At 44.0% G+C, this 20,084-nt stretch carries 19 protein-coding genes; 13 read left to right on the plus strand and 6 right to left on the minus strand.

Annotation, left to right across the window (positions count from 1 at the left end):
* Positions 1–560 precede the first annotated feature (560 nt).
* Positions 561–1,961, plus strand: coding sequence for an HDOD domain-containing protein (locus tag AB4135_RS18050; RefSeq protein ID WP_371994847.1), 1,401 nt, complete (start codon positions 561–563; stop codon positions 1,959–1,961).
* Positions 1,962–2,007: 46 nt separating this feature from the next.
* Here AB4135_RS18050 and AB4135_RS18055 read toward each other — a convergent pair whose 3' ends face one another.
* The 4 genes from AB4135_RS18055 to AB4135_RS18070 form a co-directional block, all read right to left on the minus strand.
* Positions 2,008–2,505 (minus strand): nuclear transport factor 2 family protein, encoded by a 498-nt coding sequence (locus AB4135_RS18055; RefSeq protein WP_371994848.1) that lies wholly within the window; start codon positions 2,503–2,505, stop codon positions 2,008–2,010.
* 66 nt (positions 2,506–2,571) lie between these two features.
* Positions 2,572–3,396 (minus strand): zinc-dependent peptidase, encoded by an 825-nt coding sequence (locus tag AB4135_RS18060; protein WP_371994849.1) that lies wholly within the window; start codon positions 3,394–3,396, stop codon positions 2,572–2,574.
* Between the two features lie 230 nt (positions 3,397–3,626).
* Positions 3,627–4,094, minus strand: coding sequence for a CopG family transcriptional regulator (locus AB4135_RS18065; RefSeq protein ID WP_371994850.1), 468 nt, complete (start codon positions 4,092–4,094; stop codon positions 3,627–3,629).
* The gene (locus AB4135_RS18070; RefSeq protein ID WP_371994851.1) at positions 4,054–4,797 is read right to left on the minus strand and encodes an AAA family ATPase; all 744 of its coding nucleotides are present in this window, start codon (positions 4,795–4,797) and stop codon (positions 4,054–4,056) included. The genes AB4135_RS18065 and AB4135_RS18070 overlap by 41 nt, the downstream gene beginning before the upstream one ends.
* 735 nt (positions 4,798–5,532) lie before the next feature.
* Here AB4135_RS18070 and AB4135_RS18075 point away from each other — a divergent pair.
* From AB4135_RS18075 to AB4135_RS18090, 4 genes are all read left to right on the plus strand, one after another.
* A complete protein-coding gene (locus tag AB4135_RS18075; protein WP_371994862.1) occupies positions 5,533–5,763 on the plus strand; it encodes a DUF3820 family protein in 231 nt (76 codons plus the stop codon).
* A 185-nt stretch (positions 5,764–5,948) separates the two neighbouring features.
* Complete coding sequence (locus AB4135_RS18080) at positions 5,949–6,251, plus strand: NrfJ (RefSeq protein WP_371994852.1); 303 nt, start codon at positions 5,949–5,951, stop codon at positions 6,249–6,251.
* 132 nt (positions 6,252–6,383) lie between these two features.
* A complete protein-coding gene (locus AB4135_RS18085) occupies positions 6,384–6,899 on the plus strand; it encodes a GNAT family N-acetyltransferase (protein WP_371994853.1) in 516 nt (171 codons plus the stop codon).
* 1 nt (position 6,900) lies between these two features.
* Positions 6,901–7,425, plus strand: coding sequence for a GNAT family N-acetyltransferase (locus AB4135_RS18090; RefSeq protein ID WP_371994854.1), 525 nt, complete (start codon positions 6,901–6,903; stop codon positions 7,423–7,425).
* A gap of 76 nt (positions 7,426–7,501) precedes the next feature.
* Here AB4135_RS18090 and AB4135_RS18095 read toward each other — a convergent pair whose 3' ends face one another.
* Both AB4135_RS18095 and AB4135_RS18100 read right to left on the minus strand, forming a co-directional pair.
* Positions 7,502–9,244 carry a bifunctional UDP-sugar hydrolase/5'-nucleotidase gene (locus tag AB4135_RS18095; protein WP_371994855.1) on the minus strand — a complete coding sequence of 581 codons (1,743 nt, stop codon included), beginning with the start codon at positions 9,242–9,244 and terminating at the stop codon, positions 7,502–7,504.
* A 116-nt stretch (positions 9,245–9,360) separates the two neighbouring features.
* Positions 9,361–10,437 carry a CNNM domain-containing protein gene (locus tag AB4135_RS18100; RefSeq protein WP_371994856.1) on the minus strand — a complete coding sequence of 359 codons (1,077 nt, stop codon included), beginning with the start codon at positions 10,435–10,437 and terminating at the stop codon, positions 9,361–9,363.
* A 295-nt stretch (positions 10,438–10,732) separates the two neighbouring features.
* Here AB4135_RS18100 and AB4135_RS18105 point away from each other — a divergent pair, with 295 nt between their 5' ends.
* From AB4135_RS18105 to der, 8 genes are all read left to right on the plus strand, one after another.
* Complete coding sequence (locus tag AB4135_RS18105) at positions 10,733–11,854, plus strand: bifunctional tRNA (adenosine(37)-C2)-methyltransferase TrmG/ribosomal RNA large subunit methyltransferase RlmN (protein ID WP_371994857.1); 1,122 nt, start codon at positions 10,733–10,735, stop codon at positions 11,852–11,854.
* A 32-nt stretch (positions 11,855–11,886) separates the two neighbouring features.
* Complete coding sequence (gene pilW, locus AB4135_RS18110) at positions 11,887–12,675, plus strand: type IV pilus biogenesis/stability protein PilW (RefSeq protein ID WP_371994858.1); 789 nt, start codon at positions 11,887–11,889, stop codon at positions 12,673–12,675.
* Positions 12,675–13,703 (plus strand): RodZ domain-containing protein, encoded by a 1,029-nt coding sequence (locus AB4135_RS18115; protein ID WP_371994859.1) that lies wholly within the window; start codon positions 12,675–12,677, stop codon positions 13,701–13,703. The genes pilW and AB4135_RS18115 overlap by 1 nt, the downstream gene beginning before the upstream one ends.
* Before the next feature lie 22 nt (positions 13,704–13,725).
* Positions 13,726–14,841 (plus strand): flavodoxin-dependent (E)-4-hydroxy-3-methylbut-2-enyl-diphosphate synthase, encoded by a 1,116-nt coding sequence (gene ispG / locus AB4135_RS18120; protein ID WP_020911615.1) that lies wholly within the window; start codon positions 13,726–13,728, stop codon positions 14,839–14,841.
* A gap of 80 nt (positions 14,842–14,921) precedes the next feature.
* Positions 14,922–16,196, plus strand: a complete 1,275-nt coding sequence (gene hisS / locus AB4135_RS18125) for a histidine--tRNA ligase (protein ID WP_371994860.1) — start codon at positions 14,922–14,924, stop codon at positions 16,194–16,196.
* A gap of 14 nt (positions 16,197–16,210) precedes the next feature.
* Complete coding sequence (locus tag AB4135_RS18130) at positions 16,211–16,831, plus strand: tetratricopeptide repeat protein (RefSeq protein WP_220739966.1); 621 nt, start codon at positions 16,211–16,213, stop codon at positions 16,829–16,831.
* An 11-nt stretch (positions 16,832–16,842) separates the two neighbouring features.
* Positions 16,843–18,030, plus strand: coding sequence for an outer membrane protein assembly factor BamB (gene bamB / locus AB4135_RS18135; RefSeq protein ID WP_371994861.1), 1,188 nt, complete (start codon positions 16,843–16,845; stop codon positions 18,028–18,030).
* Positions 18,031–18,116: 86 nt separating this feature from the next.
* Positions 18,117–19,589, plus strand: coding sequence for a ribosome biogenesis GTPase Der (gene der / locus AB4135_RS18140; protein ID WP_220739963.1), 1,473 nt, complete (start codon positions 18,117–18,119; stop codon positions 19,587–19,589).
* The last annotated feature ends 495 nt before the right edge of the window (positions 19,590–20,084 follow it).

The following is a 20,084-nucleotide window of genomic DNA, read 5'->3' on the forward strand; positions in this document are numbered from 1 at the left end:
CCGTATTAAGGGATTTCCTCACGCCTTAAACATCAGCCGCACGCAGTGAGCTTCTCAGGACATTCATTGCTGCGTTGTATTGTCTTAAAAGGGAATAACCATTTCTTCCACAATGCGCCTTGAATTGAAAGCCCTGAGAAAGCTCTGAATTGATCACATCTTTAATGGAATTGGTATCATTATGCATTCCACGCTTATTTTCAATATTAACTCAAGCAAAGCTGCCTTCTCTTTAGCGCGGTAAATCTATCTGACTATTGCACTGATTAGCTGTTCTAGTAATGCACCATAGGTAGTTAACAGGCACCACTCAAAAAATACCCGCCAAATAGGTGACTAAACGCTCAGGAACCTGCACTTTGGAGTGATTGCGTATACAATTAAGTTTACTATTATTTAAAAATAAACGCGTATCACAACCATAATAAAGCGCGGTATCTTCAAATCAAATTTGATGGTTTATCCTGTCATAAGTAGAGCATTTATTGAAAGCGAACAGCATACAAGAAAGCAAATTGAGAGGGGCTGATTATTGGACACACAGGATCAGTGATCAAGAGATGCCCGCATTATGCTCTACAGTAAGTACATTAGAGAAACTGGCCAAAGATGATGTCTCCTCTCTAGCAATATTAGGCCAGAGTGTCATGCATGATAATGCACTCACCTCGCGTATTTTGCGGGTCGCGAACAGTGTGACATACAGTAAAGGGATCACTCAGGTGACTACGGTGAGCAAAGCCGCTGTGGTGTTAGGCTTTGATGCCATTAAAAATATCTGCATTACCGCCAAATTGCTTAGTAGCTTGTTAGAGTCGCAGGGGCTTTCAGAAGATGTTTATAAACGATTACTGAGTTTGATGGCAAAGTCTTTTCAAGCTGCAATGTTCACTCGAATGCTGATGCATGGACATGATGAAGAGCTACAGGAAGAGGTTTTTATTGCCTCTTTGTTATATCACTTGGGAGAAAGTGCTTTTTGGAGTACAGGTTGCGCTGAAACCTTAGTATTGGATAGTAAGCTTAATCGATGTGAATCATCAGCTGAAGGCGAACAAGCGGTTAGAGAAGTGCTTGGTACGAGCTTTAAACAACTGTCAGCAGGTATCGCGCGCAACTGGGGGCTGGGCAGTATTTTGCTTAAGTCTCTTAGCCAACCTGATGAAAGAACACCTGAAATTCGTAGCATTTTTCTGGCAAACAAGCTTAGTGATCTACTGTCGCAAACGCCGCCATCGGTGCTTGAACTTTCAAAAAGGTTAAAACAAGCCGCCAATATTCTTGATATTGAGGTGGATGAACTTAAAGGGCGTATGATCCGCTGCCAGAAGGCGACGGAGTTAATGGCTGACGCATACGGCGCAAAAGTGTTAATTGATTTTCTACCAGATGCCAAACATCTGTTGCTTGAACATGACGAGCCAGCTCCGCAATCCGTCATTAGAGGCTCAGATCCTTTAGAGCAGTTGCGATGCCTTCGCGCATTAACCCAGTGCGCGTTAAATAAATCTGATTTTAATCAGGTCTTGTCTCTAGCACTTCAAGGTGTGCTGCAAGGCGTTGGTGTCGATCGCTGCGCAGTATTGCTGTTAACACCCAATAGGAAAGTGCTACATCCACGTATTGTGTTGGGCGATGGTGCTATTGATATGAAAAACAATTTCTCCATTGAACTTGGTGGGACAAAAAATTTGTTCCAAGAGGCCATTCAAATCAAAAGCGCTCTGTTTGTTGATAACCCGCATTCAGCTAAGTGGCGGCTTTACATGGATGATGCGCTGCGAAGCTTAGTCTCCCCAACAGGGTTTATGGTCGCGCCTTTGATAATGGACCATACCGTTATTGGCGTACTATATGCCGACAGAGACAGCTCAGGTCGGCGCTTAAGCGAAGAGGACTTTTTAGGTTTTAGCCATTTTGCAGAGCTTTCCAATGTCTGTTTCTCTACCAGTATGAAGTAACTGTGCTAGTCAGTTGAGCGCTTTATTATAAAGCGCTCATTTAGTATTACTTGGCTTGGGCTGCAGTTATCTGCGAGGTGATCTCTTTAGCTATTTGATTAGGTATAGGAAAGCTCAAATGATACTGAGCAATTTTCCACCCTTGAGCGGTGTTGATCAAGGTGCCTGTGCCTCGGCTCACTCCGTAAGACTCGCTATGTAAAATCTCGTCAAACCAGATGACATCACCCTGCTGGGTCATCTTTCTGCTCGTTAAATCATAGCGCCAGCCCTTTGTTGGGCGAGCGTACTGTTCAAACTGGGCTTTATCCCAATGCTCATTGACGTCAGTGCCGATAAATATGCCGTTATCAGCATACAGCGAAAAGTAGTTATCCCAATCAGCATTGGCCGAATAGGTATTCAGGTTATCGAGTAAGGTCGCAGCTTGCTGCTTAGCGTTACTTTGTTCAGTATCATGGGCGTTAATCCCGACACTGCAAAATAACAATAGCGTTGACAACAGCGCGAACGTTGTGGATTTTAGTTGATTCAATCTTTGCATAAGGCTCTCTTTTTATTATTTATTAGCTTAATCATTTAATGAGCAAGGCTAGCATTGTTTCTACTTTCAATGCCAGTTAACGGGATCCAGTTGGTAGAAGGAACTCACCTCATGGTACAGGGCAGGGTGCTGGGCAATGAATTCATGCGGTTGTTCAAAAAATACTTCACTTATTACAGCAAAGAATTCAGCAGGGTTAGTCGCGCCATAATAGCTAAATAGTGAATACTGCTGATGTTGGCTAGCCTGTACCAGTTGTTGGTATTCCTGCATCATCACGTTTGACCAAGATGCATAGTCTTTACTGTGACCGAGAATAGGCGCGCCATTAGCATTACCGTCCTCTTGATCAAGCTGATGAGCAAATTCGTGAATAACAACATTACTACCGTCATCGGGAGTGGCAGCTCCCTCCTTAGTCGTTTGCCACGATAAGATGACTTTTCCATGCTGCCAAGACTCGCCAGATAACACCCTACGCCGCTCCGAGACCAAACCATTACTGTCGCGTTGTTCGTTGCTAACAATAAATACAGAAGGGTAGACCAGGATCTCTTTTAAATGAGGGTAGTAATCGGTTTTCCGATTTAGCAGCAAAAGACACGCTTGGGCGGCAACGGTGACTCGAATTTCATCATCAATCACTAGGCCATCGCAACCAACAAACTGCTTTTCAGCAATAAACACTTGTATATGCTTCTTCAGTTGCAGTTGTAAGTCGGCTGGTAAGGAGCGGAAAAACGGGATCCGTTTCTTTAAAATGGCTCGCCAAGCGTTTGGAAATGGCTGTTGAGTGAGCTTCTTTCTGCGTAGGTTTGCGCGCCAATTACGGCTAGCTATCCAGAAAATAGCACTACAGCTAATGAGCAGTATCAGTATGATCGCGAGCATCAGCTCCCCTTTACCTAACAAAGCAACCGCTCTGCTGGTATTTTAATTGGACGATGTTAATGATATGTGGACAGGTTCGTTCAATTTCAATAGCGGCTTAATATTAGAAGATTTGGATTCTTGCAAAAGGGCTGGTGACGGTGAAAAAAATTGCTGGCAGATTAAATTGAGAACTATGGTTAAAACGTTTGATAAGACTTTTCCATATTCTGCCAGCTAAGTTGGGAGGGCTACTCAACAATAATTCGTTTCTCTATCTCTCTTCGTTCTTGTGGTGTCATACTAAAATAGTGTTCAATTAAAAAGCGTATCAACTTTGACTTGGCAACATCGCCGTCATCAGCTAAAGCTGCTAAGTGAGCTATTGCCGATTCACTAAGGGTGAAAGTGGCTTTTCTAAACGGTGCATCTCCTTTTATGACTTTCTTAATGTTCTGCTGAACATAAATCTCTTCAGAGCTCGAATGCGTAGTCAGTACACTTTGGCTCGTTGAACCTGTCTCTAACTGGTTTTTTTTAACATTTAACTCAATGATTTTATTTGTTACCGGAGAGCGTTGCTGCTCTCCAATCGCATAGCGACTAGCATCATTAATGAAATCATCAATTAAATCGTCTAACGCCAGCTGAGTTGTCTGAATCTGTTGATGAGTCGATTTAGACGGCGTAGAGTTTTTCTTGAGATCGGTCAGACCCATATTCACCTCTCATCTTTTTCATCTTTTTCTCTGCAATGCGATTACGGATCTCAGTAGAGTTCGCGACTTGCAACATTTCAGTGGCGATACCTCGGATCTCATTGGCTGCCTTACCCTTTGGCTCTATCTCTAGCACTGATAAGCCAGACTCTTCACTATCATCATAAATGTTACGGCTATAGGTAATGGCATCAAGTACATTGATGTCGTAGGTTTTACAGACTTCTTTTGCTTCGAAAATGCGATTTGCCTGATTAGGTAAACTCGGGCATTGAGTGATAACGAAGGTGGCGCGCATTTTTGGGTTTATCATCATGCAGGTTGCGACGATGTCATCCATGTGGCTGACCGTTTTTAGATCGCGTCGTTTAGGTCTCAGTGGCATTAATACATGGGAGGCCACAGACATGGTTGCGCGAAGAGCCAGGTTATCTTGGCCGCCACAATCGACAATGACATAGTCGTAATGCTGTTCAAGGCTTAACAGGTCGTTGCGTATTTTGCCGTATAACTGCACACAATTAATACTGGGTAGATCAGAATTATTATTTCTGGCATGGATCCAATCTGACGTCGTGCGTTGAGGGTCGCAGTCAACCATAATTACAGAAGCTTGGCATTCTGCCGTTAGAAATACGGCTATGTTTTGCGCTAAACAGCTTTTACCACTGCCGCCTTTTTCACCACCTACTAATATAATCATGCTTTGTCCTCGAGTACGCGTTTGTTTATCTGGGTGTGTCTGTTTGATTAGCTTGAGCTGTTGCTTGCGTACTGGTTTTATTGGGGAAGTTTCTATTGACTTCATGTGCCCAATGCAGCAGCTGTGATATTAATTTAGGCAGGGATTGCTATAAGGTCAACTGTATGATTTTTGACGTTTTTGTTTCAATTGACTGGCGAACTTTTTTTGACGCAAACGCTATGTTTGATGGTTTTTTGACGCTTTACGCTTTTAAATGCTAGGTTAAATTGGTTTGTTAAATTTATTAGATACTTAGGTTTATAATGTGTCTTTAATTTATCTCAAATTAGGCCACGATTAGCAACGCGCATGGCTAAATGTTTATCACCCTTTAGATTGATATTCCCCTGTGGAGTTAAAAATATTTTTTTATTCGAATTGGGTATATATGTTTGTAGGCTCCTAAACAGTTGAAACGACAATGTTTGTGATAAATGCATTCGCTCATTCTTTGCCTCGCCGTTACTTTATGCGTCAGTTCGCTAAAAAATAGCACTGTCGCACTCCAATTCTGCTTTTTCATGCTTCGCAATGGAATCACTGTTTGTGCTCAGCGTTAAAAGCGCTAGTACTTTTGAGCCAATGACAAAGCTGATGATGTTATTGGGCTAAATTATTTACGCCAATGGAGCCTTGCTCATGTTAGGCTTTGCCGATATAGCAGTTACCCTTGATAAGTGTGGGAATAGCACAGTGGACGAGAAGTTATTACAACAAGCGATAAGTCAGAAGATGCCATTTGGAAAGTATGCGGGTCGCTATCTACTCGAACTCCCTGAACCCTATCTCGTGTGGTTTCATTCAAAAGGGTTCCCTGAAGGTAAGCTTGGCCAGCAACTTGCTTTAATGTATGAAGTGAAGCTCAATGGCCTTGAAGGAATGTTGCAACCATTGCTTGATAAGGTAAAGCAGGCTAGATCTTGATAATTAGTCATGGCTTATTAGAAAGTTCCTTGCTAGGGCGAAATTACCTTTGGAATGAGAGTTGGATCTAATAGTTGATGATTTGATTATGATTAGTGACGAGTATTAGAGATTTATGCTTTATTGCGTGCTTTAATATATCTGAATTGAAATATTTGATTGATAACTTTTAAAGGAAATTTCCGATGATAGCTAAACTAGTTAAATTGGCTGCTGCAGCAACACTTGCTCTTGGTATGTCTAGCGCTTGGGCTGCAGGTGTTATGCATGAAGGTACTGTCATGGACACTATGAATGGCGGCGGTTATACCTACGTACAGATTAAAGAAGCTGACAAAACATTCTGGGCTGCAGGTCCTCAGGTTGAAGTTAAAAAAGGTGACACTGTAGTCGTTCAAGAGCAGATGTGGATGAATGATTTTGCTAGCAAAACATTAAACCGCACTTTTGATGAGCTATTGTTTGTTGGCCGTATCGACAAAAAGTAGATCAGATATTGATTGCTGACTTAGGCAATCAAAATCAAGCTGCAAAGAAAACGGTGTAGACTCAGTCTACGCCGTTTTCTTTTGCCAGCAATTAGCGCAGAATAGCGCTATTGTTTCGTTATGTTAGTCACCATGCTCAAATTAATTCCCTACCAAAAACAATATGCGACTCAAGTCAGTCAACTTTTCCATCTGGCTATTAATGCCATTGATGACGATGTTTATTCCAAAACAGAACAACAAGCTTGGTCATACTCACCGCGTTCTGGCTATCACTGGCATAAAAGGCTAACTCGGTCTAAAGCATGGTTGATGATTGACTGCGGCCAAGACCTAGATGGTGTCGCTTTATGCTGTGGGGTGATAAACCTTGAGACACATTTCCATAGCCGTGGCTATATTGATAGCCTCTATGTTCACCCTGACTTTCAACATCAAGGGATTGCCACAGCACTCCTTACAGAGCTCGAAGCTTGGGCTATAGCGGCTAATATCGATAGTCTATCGGTTGATGCGTCAAAGTTATCTAAACCACTTTTTCTGGCACATGGCTTTAAACAGCAGCATCGCAGTTACCAAGAGAAGCGTGGTCAGATTATAATGGGCTTTCTCATGAGTAAGTCGCTAATAGGATCGGAGTCGAGCTAAAGTGAGCAAAAGATTTAACGTTCGATTATTCAAAGAGCAAGATGTAGCACAGTTGGCAAATCTGTTTCACCTGAGCATTACTCAAGCTGCCGCAAGCCATTATAGTGCAGCGGAAAGAGCTGCTTGGTCTCCGGCGCTTCGCTCTGATGATGAATGGTTAGTTCGATTAGCGCCAACAGTCACTTGGGTTGCTGAAGAGGAGGGGATTATCAGTGGCTTTATCAACCTAAAACCAACAATAGAAACTCTCGGTAGTGACGGGGAATCGGTATTATCTGCGGAAGTTGATTGTCTGTTTACTCATCCAGACTTTGTAGGACAAGGCGTTGCATCACAGCTTTATCAATGTTTAGAGCAGTACGCTATAGTGCAGAAAATTTCAGCGTTAACGGTTGAAGCATCTTATTTGGCTAAGCCCTTTTTTGAGAAACAGGGCTATCAGGTGCTATCGAAGAATGAACACTCACGCGCCGATCAAGTGCTGGTTAATTTTAGTATGCAAAAAATACTAAATACATCGCCATAGCTAACAACTAAAAAGCCCCCTAGTAAATAGGAGGCTTTTGTCATTGAGTCGATTCTATTACAGTCGCGGTCTTTGCTTAGCTTCTGTGGCTGGTATAATGCACTTCAGGTTCTAATATGTCGTTGAGTGTATTTGTGCGGCTCATAAAGCGAATGAAGGCCTCTGGCAGCGTTAACTCATCGACACTGTGCTGCCAATTGGATTGCAAAATTGGGCTGTAACCCTCTTTTCCTGATGCAGTATAAGCTGAAGACACGCCGATATAATGCTGTGTAGGGTCAATATCAAACCACAGCGGTTGGCCATTAGCTGGACGCATGATCTCAAGCTTGACTATTCGTTGCCCCAAAGCTTGTCGACCGTCATAGAAATACTTAAGCCCATAGGTATAGGGGAAACTGCCTGCACCAGTGCCAATCACACTGTTATTGGTTGCAGCATTGATGGCCGATTCAAGCATCTGGAACAGATACTGACCTTGAATTTGGTAGGTCACTAATGGCAGCTCGAACGGTAAGATACGGCCAATCACTTCTGCTAGGCTCAACTGGCCTTTATTGAGTGATTGTCTGACACCGCCTGCATTGTGCAGCGCAAAGTCGACCTGCATACCAATGGCCTTTGTTTCATGGTACATACTGCGACTGACCCATGGCGCAATTTCACTGCCATGTGGCAGTGCTTTACTTGGTAGCCGAGTATGTTCAAGATTTTTAGGCACAAAGCTCAGTATCTGGTTATCGAGTGCGTCTAAACTTGGGCGATATTTTTGTAAAATAGTTTGCTGTACAAGGCTGTCTTCTCCATCCCAGAAGATAGCCGGATTTGCATCGAGCTTAGCGCGGATCGCTAGGTAGTTTTCAGCGCATACTTCACCGTCACTTGCCTGCAAAATGAATTGCTGATCAAGCATAAAGAAATTGCCACCGCCGATCTCGGTAACTAGGCCTGCTTCATCAAAACTAATATCACATATTCCTATGGTCTCAGCGTATTTACCTGCGTGCAGAATAGGTGTGTGGTTTACCTGTTCAGCATAGGGAATATTGCTTAAACCAAGGTCGCGGAAATCACCTTGAAGGGTATGGGAGTGACCACCAACAATCAAACTAATGCCATCGACCTCGTCTGCAAGCACACGGTCTTGATCTAGCCCTAAATGGCTTAACACTATGATGTGATAAACCCCTTCAGCGTGTAGCTTTGCTATTGTACGTCGAGTGGTTTCGATAGCATTAATGAAATGGGTATCTTCGTCAGGGCGAGCAATCTCTTTCATCTGATCAAGGGTAATACCCACAATTGCCACTTGCTTATCGTGCAGTGGTTTTAATAGGTACTTTGCGGTTTGACTGTTCGTATCATAGTCGTAAAGGTTATGGTGACCACTGAGTTTAGCGGCTTTTTGTTGATCTTCTTGACTCAAATCCATATTGCCAGCAAGTAGCGGAAATTGTATGTCATTAAGGAAATCTAAAACGGGACCATTGCCAGCATCAATCTCATGATTACCCAGCACCATCGCATCAGGCTCTAATAGGTTGAGCAGATCTGAATTGGCTTTACCCTTAAATTCATTGAAATAAAGGGTACCTTGGAAGCTATCACCGCCATGCAAGAATAGAAAAGATTGTTGATTGGCTTTGGCTGACAGCTTTGCCTGAGAGAGTTGATAACCGATACGTGCGTAACCACCACTATGGGTATATAGCGTGAGTTCTTGTTGTTGCTCGGTGATCGTAAACTGCAGTCGATTAGCGTCGAAATGAGAATGTGTGTCGTTGATGTGGGCAAGCTTTAATGTATAAGTAGACGTCATTTCAATCCTCAGAACCAAACAAGAATTATAGCATTTTTACTTTGCTGGGTGAAATACTGATTTTCGCAGCTAAAAAAGGGAGCTAAGCTCCCCTTATATTATGCATATATTAATAACTAGCTCTTTTCGGGCTTATTATCAAACTCGCCATCATCAGAGAGCACAATGCCTTTATGCTGCATCCTGCGACTCCACAATTTACGCGCTAATTGCTGCATATCTGTGACAGGATCGTTTGAATCGACAATTTCCAGTCCCAACAGTGACTCGACAATATCTTCTAAGGTGACAATACCTTCACCAGATCCATACTCATCAACCACCATCGCAATCTTGGTATTACGCTTAATCATTAATTCAAACAGCGGCAAAATTTTTGCAGTCTCAGGAATAACCAGCAGGTTCTTTTTCAAAACCGCGATGGACTCTTTTGGTGTTTTGCGCTCCGCCAGCAGTACGTCGTTACGGTTTACGTAACCGATAATATTATCGGGTTCACCCTGATATACCGGAATACGGGTAAATGGTTTTGCCATAAACTGAGCGGCGAAATCACCTTGGGTTAAGGTGGTCTGCAGCTTAAACATCACCGTTCTAGGCGTCATAATGGCAGTAACAGGCATCTCTTTAACTGATAGCATTTGAGTCAGAATTTTTGACTCCTGCTCATCAAGCTCACCAGATTCACGACCAATTTTAGCCATTGCACTCATCTCTTGACGAATGTATTGGCCTTCATCACCTTTACCCATTAACTGTGTGACCTGTTTAGACATCCAGATAAGCGGCCTAGTGGCGCGCTCCATCCACACTAATGCGATAGAAACTGCTGGAGCGAGTGAGCGCCAGTAGTTTGCACCCAGTGTTTTAGGGATAATTTCTGAGAAAAACAGAATAAGGAAAGTAAGGACACCTGAAAATACGCCTAGCATCTCATCACCAAATACTTTAGCAGCCTGTGCACCTGCAACCGCAGCACCAACAGTGTGGGCGATGGTATTTAAAGTAAGGATAGAAACGAGTGGAGATTCAACGTTTTCTTTTTGTTTATTTAACCTAGCTGCGGCAGCGGGATTCGTTGCGGCAAGCGTGGCGATATAACTGGGTGTGACTGATAGTAAAACAGCTTCAAACACACTACAAAGAAAAGAGATAGCAATGGCGACAAATACTATAATGATAAGAGTTATCATAAAGGTGAAATTACACCTCCATATTACAGACCAACATTAGTCTGAGCGGATTCTAGCACAGGTTTAATTCGCGGCAATTGCTATTAGCGCCGAATTTTGCTTTTTTATTGCTGTCTTTAGGCCATTTTCAGCGAAGAGGCCGAATCTCTGCTGGATTTACTCATGAACGGTTACAATTAATGTAAGAAATATCAGCATCATCGAATAAGCCTAGCGAGGTTGCTAGCCTTATTTTACAAGGATCTGTATAATTCGCCGCCCACATGCAGGTTTTAGGTTTTTGAGGTTACACACAATGAGTGAAAAGAAGATCAATTTATTGGATCTTGATCGTAAGTCGATGAGAGCGTTATTCGCCGATATGGGTGAAAAGCCGTTCCGTGCCGATCAGTTGATGAAATGGCTTTATCACTTTGGTGTTAGCGACTTCGAACAAATGACCAACATCAATAAAGCATTGCGCGCTAAATTAGCACGTAAATGTGAAATTGTTGCGCCTGAAATCGCCAGTTATCAGAAGTCAGCCGATGGCACGATTAAGTTTGCTATCGACGTGGGTAACGGCCAAGAAGTTGAAACTGTTTATATTCCTGAAGATGACCGCGCGACTTTGTGTGTATCTTCTCAGGTGGGCTGCGCACTGGAATGTACTTTTTGTTCAACCGGCGCTCAGGGCTTTAACCGCAACTTAAGCGTGTCTGAAATCGTGGGTCAAATTTGGCGGGTCGCGGATTTTATTGGTTTTGTAAAAGATACCGGTGAGCGTCCAATCACCAACGTAGTGATGATGGGTATGGGCGAGCCACTGCTAAACCTTAAGAATGTTATACCTGCTATGGACATCATGCTCGATGATTTCGGCTTTAGTCTATCTAAGCGCCGAGTCACTGTGTCAACTTCAGGTGTTGTGCCTGCGTTAGATATTTTAGGTGATGCGCTAGATGTAGCATTAGCAGTAAGTATTCATGCACCCAATGATGAGCTGCGTGATGTTCTTGTGCCAGTGAACAAAAAGTACCCGCTCGAGGATTTCCTTGCTGGAATACGCCGCTACATTGCTAAGTCTAATGCTAACCGTGGCCGTGTGACCGTTGAGTATGTGATGCTAGATCATATCAACGACAGTACCGACCAAGCCCATGAATTGGCTAAGTTGATGAAAGACACGCCGTGCAAAGTGAATTTAATTCCGTTTAATCCGTATCCTGGCTCACCTTATGGTCGCTCTTCTAATTCAAGAATTGATCGTTTTTCTAAAGTACTGATGGAATACGGCTTAACGGTTATTGTGCGTAAGACGCGTGGTGATGATATCGATGCTGCTTGTGGTCAACTTGCTGGCGATATTCGCGACAGAACTAAGCGTTTGGCGAAAAAACAAATGCAACAGAACCAAATTTCGGTCACAATGGATTAACTCTTTGTATCTATTGGTAGATAGGCTTAACGATGAATCATAGAAAGGTGAGCTTGCCCTTGCTTATTTTGTTGTCTGCGACAGCGCTTTCGGGCTGCGTGACACAAAATACTTATACGGGCACAGATACACCGGTCTCTGAACGTAAGGTCGATAAGGTTGCAGCCGCTCGCCAGCGGGTGCAATTAGGCTTAACCTATCTACAAAAAGGCAACAGTGAGCAAGCTAAGTCTAACTTAGACAGAGCCTTAGCATTTGCTCCTGAACTGGAAGATGTGCATTTAGCCTTTGCCTATTATTACAGCTCAGTGGGTGAGTTAGAAAAAACTGAGCAGGCTTATCGCAATGCCACTCGCCTTCGAGATGCTAGTGGCGATGCCTTTAATAATTTCGGTACTTTCCTATGTCAGCAAGGTAAATATGCTGAGTCTGAGGAGATGTTTCTTAAAGCAGTTGAACGTCCCCTATACACTCAAGCTGCTTCTACTTACGAAAACTTGGGAATTTGTAGCCGAAAAGCAGGTCAAATAGAAAAGGCGCAACAATATTTTACTATGGCGCTTAAGTACGATCCTAGAAGACGCACGTCGCTTATCGAGTTAACCGAAATGGAACTTGAAGCTGGACGATTCGGAGAAGCAAAAATTCGCTTATCAAACTACCACAAGGTAGCGGTTGAATCTCCGATCAGTTTGGCACTAGGAATTGAAATTGAACAAGGCTTGAATGACCAAGAAGCGGTTAGGAAATATGGTATTTTACTATTAGCGAAATTTCCCTCTTCGGCTCAAGCCAAGCAATATCGGGCTAATATGCATTAATGAAAAATGAACAGAATGATCTGCCCAACATAGACACTGAAAGCCTAGTGGATGAGCCAACGCTCACACTGGGCGTTTTGCTAAAAAAAGCCCGCGAAAACAAAGGGGCTTCGGTAGAGGATATTGCAGCGCAATTGCATTTGCGCCCGGCTATTATTAGAGAGATAGAAGCCGATAATCTATTAGAAGTTGGCGCGGCGACCTATGTTAGAGGCTACGTAAAGAACTATGCGCGGGCTGTGCAAGCTGACCCGTTCGAAGTACAAACATGCCTAGATAAGCAACTGCTTAATGATGCGCAGCCGTCGATGCAAAGCTTTTCACGAAAGACGACTCATCAGGCCCGTGACGGTAGGTTAATGGCGTTAACTTACATTATCGTATTTATTCTATTGGCGTTAATGGTGCTGTGGTGGTTCCAAAAGTCGTCAATGGAGACCACCGTTGATTACTCTCAGCCGACAGTTGAGGAAGTTGCCGCTTCTGCAGAAGATGCAATGTATGACGAGTCTCTACTCAATGGTGAAACAGCCATCGCAGCACAATCAAATGACATTCCCCTCGATGAGCGTATTGTCGAAACCATTGGCGACGACGTAACGGATAACAACAGTACTGAGCAGTACCTTGCATCGAACCCAAATGTCACGCCAGAAGACTCCGTTACTGAACAGCCTGTCTCTGAGCCGCAAGTTGCCGAAGCTAGCTCGCAGGTATCTGCAGCGAAATTGCTCGCTTCAATGGTCGACAGCCAAGACAATGCTACCAGTGATGCCGTGACTTCAACGTTAATGTTAACGCTGAGCGGTGATTGCTGGATTAAGGTTACTGATGCTAACGGTAGCACGCTTATTGATGGCTTAAAGAAATCGGGTCGCGATATTAATGTCACCGGCGCAGAACCTTTTGCCGTGATATTAGGCGCACCACAAGTTGTGAATATCCAACTGAATGGAACTCAAGTCAGCTTGGATCAATATCCCAGCGGAAAAGTGGCACGTTTTAGTTTGCCACTTGCGGGACAATAACGAATGACAGAGCACAAAGACGATGTATAACGAATCTCCAATAATTAGACGCAAATCTAGCCGTATTTATGTAGGCGATGTGCCGATCGGCGATGGCGCGCCTATTGCTGTACAGTCAATGACCAACACTCGCACAACTGATGTTGCTGCAACTGTTGCACAAATTAAAGCACTAGAAAACGTCGGCGCCGACATCGTCCGCGTATCCGTGCCGACAATGGATGCCGCAGAAGCGTTTAAACTGATAAAGCAGCAGACTAATGTACCCTTAGTGGCTGATATCCATTTTGATTACCGTATCGCACTTAAAGTGGCAGAATACGGTGTTGATTGCTTGCGGATCAACCCAGGTAACATCGGTAACGAAGAGCGTATTCGCAGTGTTGTTGAGTGTGCTCGCGATAAAAATATTCCTATTCGTATTGGTGTTAATGGCGGTTCATTAGAAAAAGAGCTAATGGACAAATATAAAGAGCCAACACCTGAAGCATTGCTTGAGTCAGCAATGCGCCATGTTGATATTCTTGACCGGCTTAATTTCGATCAGTTTAAGGTCAGCGTTAAAGCCTCTGATGTGTTTTTAGCCGTAGAATCGTACCGTTTGCTGGCTAAGCAAATCGTACAACCACTTCATCTAGGTATTACTGAAGCGGGTGGTGCGCGTGCTGGCTCGGTTAAGTCTGCTGTTGGCTTGGGTATGTTACTCGCTGACGGTATTGGCGACACGCTGCGTATTTCACTGGCTGCCGATCCGGTTGAAGAGATTAAAGTCGGTTTTGATATTCTTAAGTCATTGCGGATCCGTTCTCGTGGCATTAACTTTATTGCTTGCCCGTCGTGCTCTCGACAAGAGTTCGATGTAATCTCTACCGTTAATGAGTTAGAGCAGCGCTTAGAAGACGTGGTAACACCAATGGATGTATCAATCATTGGCTGTGTGGTAAATGGTCCTGGTGAGGCGCTTATCTCAGATATTGGCCTTACCGGTGGTAACCGCATGAGTGGTTACTATAAAGATGGCGTACGTCAGAAAGAGCGTTTTGACAATAACAATATTGTTGATCAGCTAGAAGCTAAAATTCGCGCTAAAGTGGCGATGAGCGAGAGCCGAATTCCAGCGCAAGATGTAACTAAGTAACCCGTTTTACGTTTAGTATTGAAACGCCTATAATGCAGGGCGTTTTTTATTTTTAAATAGCAAATTTGGCGAGTCGAATAGTGGCAAAACAGATCCAAGCGATCCGCGGAATGAATGACATTCTGCCGACCCAAAGTCCTATATGGCAAAAACTTGAAACCGTTCTTAGAGATACAGTGAGTGCATACGGTTATAGTGAAATTCGTACACCTATCGTAGAAAGTACCGATCTTTTTAAGCGCTCAATCGGTGAAGTTACTGATATCGTTGAAAAAGAGATGTACACATTTGATGACCGAAATGGCGATAGTTTAACACTTCGTCCTGAAGGTACCGCATCAACTGTGCGTGCTGGTAATGAACATGGTTTACTGTATAACCAAGAACAGCGTCTTTGGTATATGGGGCCGATGTTCCGTCACGAACGCCCACAAAAAGGTCGTTACCGTCAATTCCATCAGTTTGGTGTTGAAGTTTACGGCATACCAAGTGCTGACATCGATGCAGAAGTATTAATGCTATCTGCCATGCTTTGGGAAAAACTCGGCATCACTGAACACGTCACTTTAGAGCTAAACACTTTAGGTGATAGTGAAGAGCGTGCAGCGTACCGTGATGCCCTTATTGCCTTTTTAGAGCAACACAAAGACGTACTTGATGAAGACAGTCAGCGTCGCATGTACAGTAATCCGCTTAGAGTTTTAGACTCTAAAAATGCAGCTGTGCAGGCATTGCTCGCTGATGCGCCAGCCTTGATGGATTACTTAGGCGAAGAGACTCGTTCACATTTTTCACATTTATGTGAACTCTTAGAGGCTGTTGGCATCCAATACACAATCAATCCTCGTTTAGTGCGCGGCTTAGATTACTATAACCGCACGGTATTTGAGTGGGTGACATCAAGTCTTGGTTCGCAAGGCACTGTATTAGCTGGCGGTCGTTATGACGGTCTAGTTGGTCAACTTGGTGGTAAATCAACACCTGCAGTGGGCTTCGCTATGGGGCTCGAGCGTATCGTGTTATTGCTACAAACGCTTGAACTTGATAAAGATATCAAACCTGCGGTAGATGTATATGTTACTGCAATGGGTGATAGCTGCCGTGTGGAAGCGATAAAGGTTGCCCAAGATTTAAGAGCAAGCTTGCCGAATCTAAAAGTCATGAGCCATTGCGGTGGCGGTAACTTTAAGAAGCAGATGAAGCGAGCAGATAAAAGCGGTGCTGCTGTGGCGCTTGTTATTGGTGAAGATGAACTAGCCAATAATCAAGTTGCAGTTAAGTACCTTCGTGAAGATAAAGCACAAGAATTAGTTGCCCGAGATGCGTTGGCGACTTATATTGCAGAACTGGTTTAAAAGGGGAAGTACACGTGGAAGTCTATAGCACAGAAGAGCAACAAGTAGATGCTATCAAACAGTTCTGGAAAGATTACGGTTCCTCAGTTGTCGTAGGTGCTGTTGTCGGTTTAGGTGGATTATTCGGTTGGAACTATTATTCTGACCATCAGTTGGCTCAAGCCGAAGCGGCTTCTGAGTCTTTTCAAGCACTCAGCAGCCAAAATACAGCTGACGCTGCAATGCTAAGTGCAGCAGAAACTTTTGCCAAAGAACATGGCCAGCAAGGCTATCAGTCATTGCTTGAGCTTATGGTGGCTAAGTCTGCTGTTGAAACTGGCGATTTAGAGAAAGCAGAAGCAACGCTTAAGAACGTGATTGCGGTTAATGCTGATAGCAGTATCGTGCTGGTTGCCACAATGCGTTTAGCTCGCGTACAAGCAGAGCAAGGTCAATTTGCCACAGCTATCACTACGCTTGAGCAGATCAAAGATGTTGCTTCAGCAGCGCAAAGAGATGAATTAAAAGGTGACTTCTTGGTGCGCCAAGGCGAAACCGACAAGGCAAGGCTTGCTTATCAAGCTGCAGTAGAAAATGGTGGCACTATGAGTAGTCCAACATTACAAATGAAGCTTGATAATTTGAACAAGGCATAAGGAATCTGCCCATGAAGTCTTGGTGCAAAACACTGCTCGCATGTGGATTGAGCATAGGTTTGCTGTCTGCGTGTTCATCGAACGATGTAGAAGAAGAGCCTATTACTCCACTTGCAGAGATAGAAGCAAGCGTATTTCCAGAAGTAAGCTGGACCGCCAATGTCGGTGATGGTGTAGGTGACTACTATTCTCGCCTGCGACCTGCAGCTCGTTACGATAAGCTTTTTGTTGCTGATCGTTACGGTAAAGTCTTAGCTTTTGACGAAGCGACTGGCGACAAAGCGTGGGAAAAAGATTTTAGCTCAATCTTTAGAGATAATATTTTAGCTAAAAACAAAGGCGCACGTTTGGCGGGTGGTGTAACCGCTGCACGTAACAAGGTATTTGTGGGCGGCGAGAGCGGCTTGGTTGCAGCATTTGATGCTGAAACCGGTGATAATCTTTGGCATGTGATTGCTGGCGGTGAAGTGCTATCAGCACCAACGGTTGGTGAAGACATTGTCGTGGTTAATACTGGTGCAGGCACGCTTGAAGCTTTTAATGTTGATGATGGCGAAAAGCGTTGGACTTATGAAAACCAGCTACCAACATTAACATTACGTGGTACGGGTTCTGCAGCTTATGATGCTGGTGGCTTTTTCGTTGGTACTGCTGATGGTAAAATTGCGGTAGTAATTAAAAACAACGGTCAGGCAGCCTGGGAACAAGCGATTTACACACCAGCTGGTGGTAATGAGTTCTCGCGCATGGCTGATGTTGACATGAAGCCACTGCTGGTCGGTGAAAACCTTTATGCAGTTAGTTACAATGGTAACTTAGTCTCAATGGAGATGCGTACAGGTCGCGTTGTTTGGACACGTAAGTATTCAAGCTTCCATGAGCTAGCATACTCAGGCGCAAGTCTGTTTGTAGTTGATGACCATAGCCGTATTTATTCTGTTGATAGACGAAATGGTCTAGAGTTATGGAGTAATTCAGAGCTTGCTAACCGTGGTTTAACTGCTGCCGTTGCGTTTAAAGACTATATTGTAGTGGGTGATTTTGAAGGTTACCTGCACTTTTTGAACAAGTCCGATGGCCAGATAGTAGGTCGTGTTGAAGTAGATAGCTCTGGTTTATACAGTCAGCCACTGGTTGTTAAAGACAACCTTTATGTGCAGGCTCGTGGTGGAAAAGTGGTTCGAGTTACACTTCCGTAAGCCTAGTTGTGAAAGATGATAAGGCCCCTGGATGTGTATTCCGGGGGCTTTTTAGTTAATAGAAAATGAGTAATAGAGGCAATTAAATGATTCCTGTTGTGGCCCTTGTTGGGCGACCAAACGTTGGTAAGTCGACCCTTTTTAACCGACTTACCCGTACCAGAGATGCCCTAGTGGCAGATTTTCCTGGGCTAACTCGGGATCGTAAGTACGGCCGAGCGCATCTGGCTGGCTATGAGTTTATTGTGGTTGATACTGGCGGTATTGATGGCACAGAAGAGGGTATTGAAACCCGCATGGCCGAACAGTCGCTAGCTGCGATTGAAGAGGCTGATGTGGTGCTATTTATGACCGATGCGCGCGCGGGTCTAACTGCCGCTGATTTAGCGATTGCACAGCACCTTCGTAGCCGTGAAAAGACAACTTTTGTTGTTGCTAACAAAGTTGATGGTATCGATGCTGACTCAGCGTGTGCTGAGTTTTGGTCACTAGGCCTTGGTGAAGTTTACCAAATGGCGGCAGCGCAAGGCCGTGGCGTGACTAACATGATTGAGTACTCTTTAGCACCATACGCAGAAGCGATGGGGATCACCAAAGACGGTGAAGGCGAAGAGAACGAAGAAGAGCGTGAATACACCGAAGAAGAAGCAGAAGCTGAACAGAAACGTCTGCAAGATTTACCGATTAAACTTGCCATTATTGGTAAGCCTAACGTGGGTAAATCAACGCTAACCAACCGCATCTTAGGTGAAGAGCGTGTGGTTGTTTATGATGAGCCGGGCACGACTCGTGACAGTATCTACATTCCAATGGAACGTGAAGGTCGCGAATACGTATTGATTGATACTGCCGGTGTACGCCGTCGTAGCAAGGTACATGAAACAGTAGAGAAGTTCTCGGTCATTAAAACCCTTAAAGCGGTTGAAGACTGTAACGTCGTACTACTGATCATCGATGCCCGTGAAGGTATTGCGGAACAGGACTTAGGTCTTTTAGGTTTTGCATTGAACGCTGGTCGTGCTTTAGTGATTGCCGTCAACAAGTGGGACGGTATTGACCAAGAAGTTAAAGACCGTGTTAAAAGTGAACTTGACCGTCGCTTAGGTTTTATTGATTTTGCACGCATCCACTTTATCTCTGCATTGCACGGAACAGGTGTAGGGCATTTATATGAGTCTATCGAAGAAGCATACGACAGTGCGACGCGCCGCGTAAGTACCTCGATGTTGACCCGTATCATGCAGATGGCACAAGACGATCATCAACCACCATTGGTGAATGGTCGCCGTGTTAAGCTTAAATACGCTCACGCAGGTGGTTACAACCCACCAATCGTTGTGGTACACGGTAATCAGGTTAAGAAGCTACCTGACTCATACAAGCGCTTTATGATGAACTACTACCGTCGTTCATTGAAAGTGATTGGTACGCCAATTCAAATTCGTTTCCAAGACGGTGGTAACCCATTCGAAGGGATGAATACTAAGAAGCTAACCGTGAGCCAAGAACGTCGTCGTAAGCGCATGGTTGGTCATATTCGTGATAAGAATAAAGATTAACTCTTTGCTTATCGTTTGCTGAGCCAGTTTGATTGGTATTAGTAATTAAAAGGAACCTACGGGTTCCTTTTTTGTTGGGCTAATATCTATGATTAAGCTTGTTATTGGACAGAAATACCTCTGCACAAAGAGTTTAAAGGCCTGTATAAGGGGTCAGAAAATATATGGTGATTCAACTGTATTGAGCATTTGCAAGTCGCCGTGAATATATCCCTATAGGCTCTGCTAAATCATCCATGATTTAGAAGCTTGCACAGCCCCAATTCAGATGAATAGCTAGCAAGTTCAGTTTAGTCGTCAACTCATTTTTGGACAAAACCTTGTTAGAGTTAAAGCGCTTGGGGTGTTGAGTTTCATTAGGGAAAGTATGGCAAACGGATAGGGGGTAACGCCCATTTAAGGGGCTGATAATTGTTTGCTAAAATTGTGAAGCGCAGCGAAACCTAGCAAACTGTTAGCAGTCCCGCTTGAAATTCTTGTGTACGCCCAGCATGG

It is taken from the genome of Shewanella sp. 10N.286.54.B9, assembly GCF_041468565.1.
Lineage (GTDB): Bacteria > Pseudomonadota > Gammaproteobacteria > Enterobacterales > Shewanellaceae > Shewanella.

Coding starts and splice junctions, on each gene's coding strand:
- AB4135_RS18050 (WP_371994847.1), top strand. CDS start 561: ATGCCCGCATTATGCTCTACAGTAAGTACATTAGAGAAACTGGCCAAA.
- AB4135_RS18055 (WP_371994848.1), bottom strand. CDS start 2,505: ATGCAAAGATTGAATCAACTAAAATCCACAACGTTCGCGCTGTTGTCA.
- AB4135_RS18060 (WP_371994849.1), bottom strand. CDS start 3,396: ATGCTCGCGATCATACTGATACTGCTCATTAGCTGTAGTGCTATTTTC.
- AB4135_RS18065 (WP_371994850.1), bottom strand. CDS start 4,094: ATGGGTCTGACCGATCTCAAGAAAAACTCTACGCCGTCTAAATCGACT.
- AB4135_RS18070 (WP_371994851.1), bottom strand. CDS start 4,797: ATGATTATATTAGTAGGTGGTGAAAAAGGCGGCAGTGGTAAAAGCTGT.
- AB4135_RS18080 (WP_371994852.1), top strand. CDS start 5,949: ATGATAGCTAAACTAGTTAAATTGGCTGCTGCAGCAACACTTGCTCTT.
- AB4135_RS18085 (WP_371994853.1), top strand. CDS start 6,384: ATGCTCAAATTAATTCCCTACCAAAAACAATATGCGACTCAAGTCAGT.
- AB4135_RS18095 (WP_371994855.1), bottom strand. CDS start 9,244: ATGACGTCTACTTATACATTAAAGCTTGCCCACATCAACGACACACAT.
- AB4135_RS18100 (WP_371994856.1), bottom strand. CDS start 10,437: ATGATAACTCTTATCATTATAGTATTTGTCGCCATTGCTATCTCTTTT.
- AB4135_RS18105 (WP_371994857.1), top strand. CDS start 10,733: ATGAGTGAAAAGAAGATCAATTTATTGGATCTTGATCGTAAGTCGATG.
- pilW (WP_371994858.1), top strand. CDS start 11,887: ATGAATCATAGAAAGGTGAGCTTGCCCTTGCTTATTTTGTTGTCTGCG.
- AB4135_RS18115 (WP_371994859.1), top strand. CDS start 12,675: ATGAAAAATGAACAGAATGATCTGCCCAACATAGACACTGAAAGCCTA.
- ispG (WP_020911615.1), top strand. CDS start 13,726: ATGTATAACGAATCTCCAATAATTAGACGCAAATCTAGCCGTATTTAT.
- bamB (WP_371994861.1), top strand. CDS start 16,843: ATGAAGTCTTGGTGCAAAACACTGCTCGCATGTGGATTGAGCATAGGT.
- der (WP_220739963.1), top strand. CDS start 18,117: ATGATTCCTGTTGTGGCCCTTGTTGGGCGACCAAACGTTGGTAAGTCG.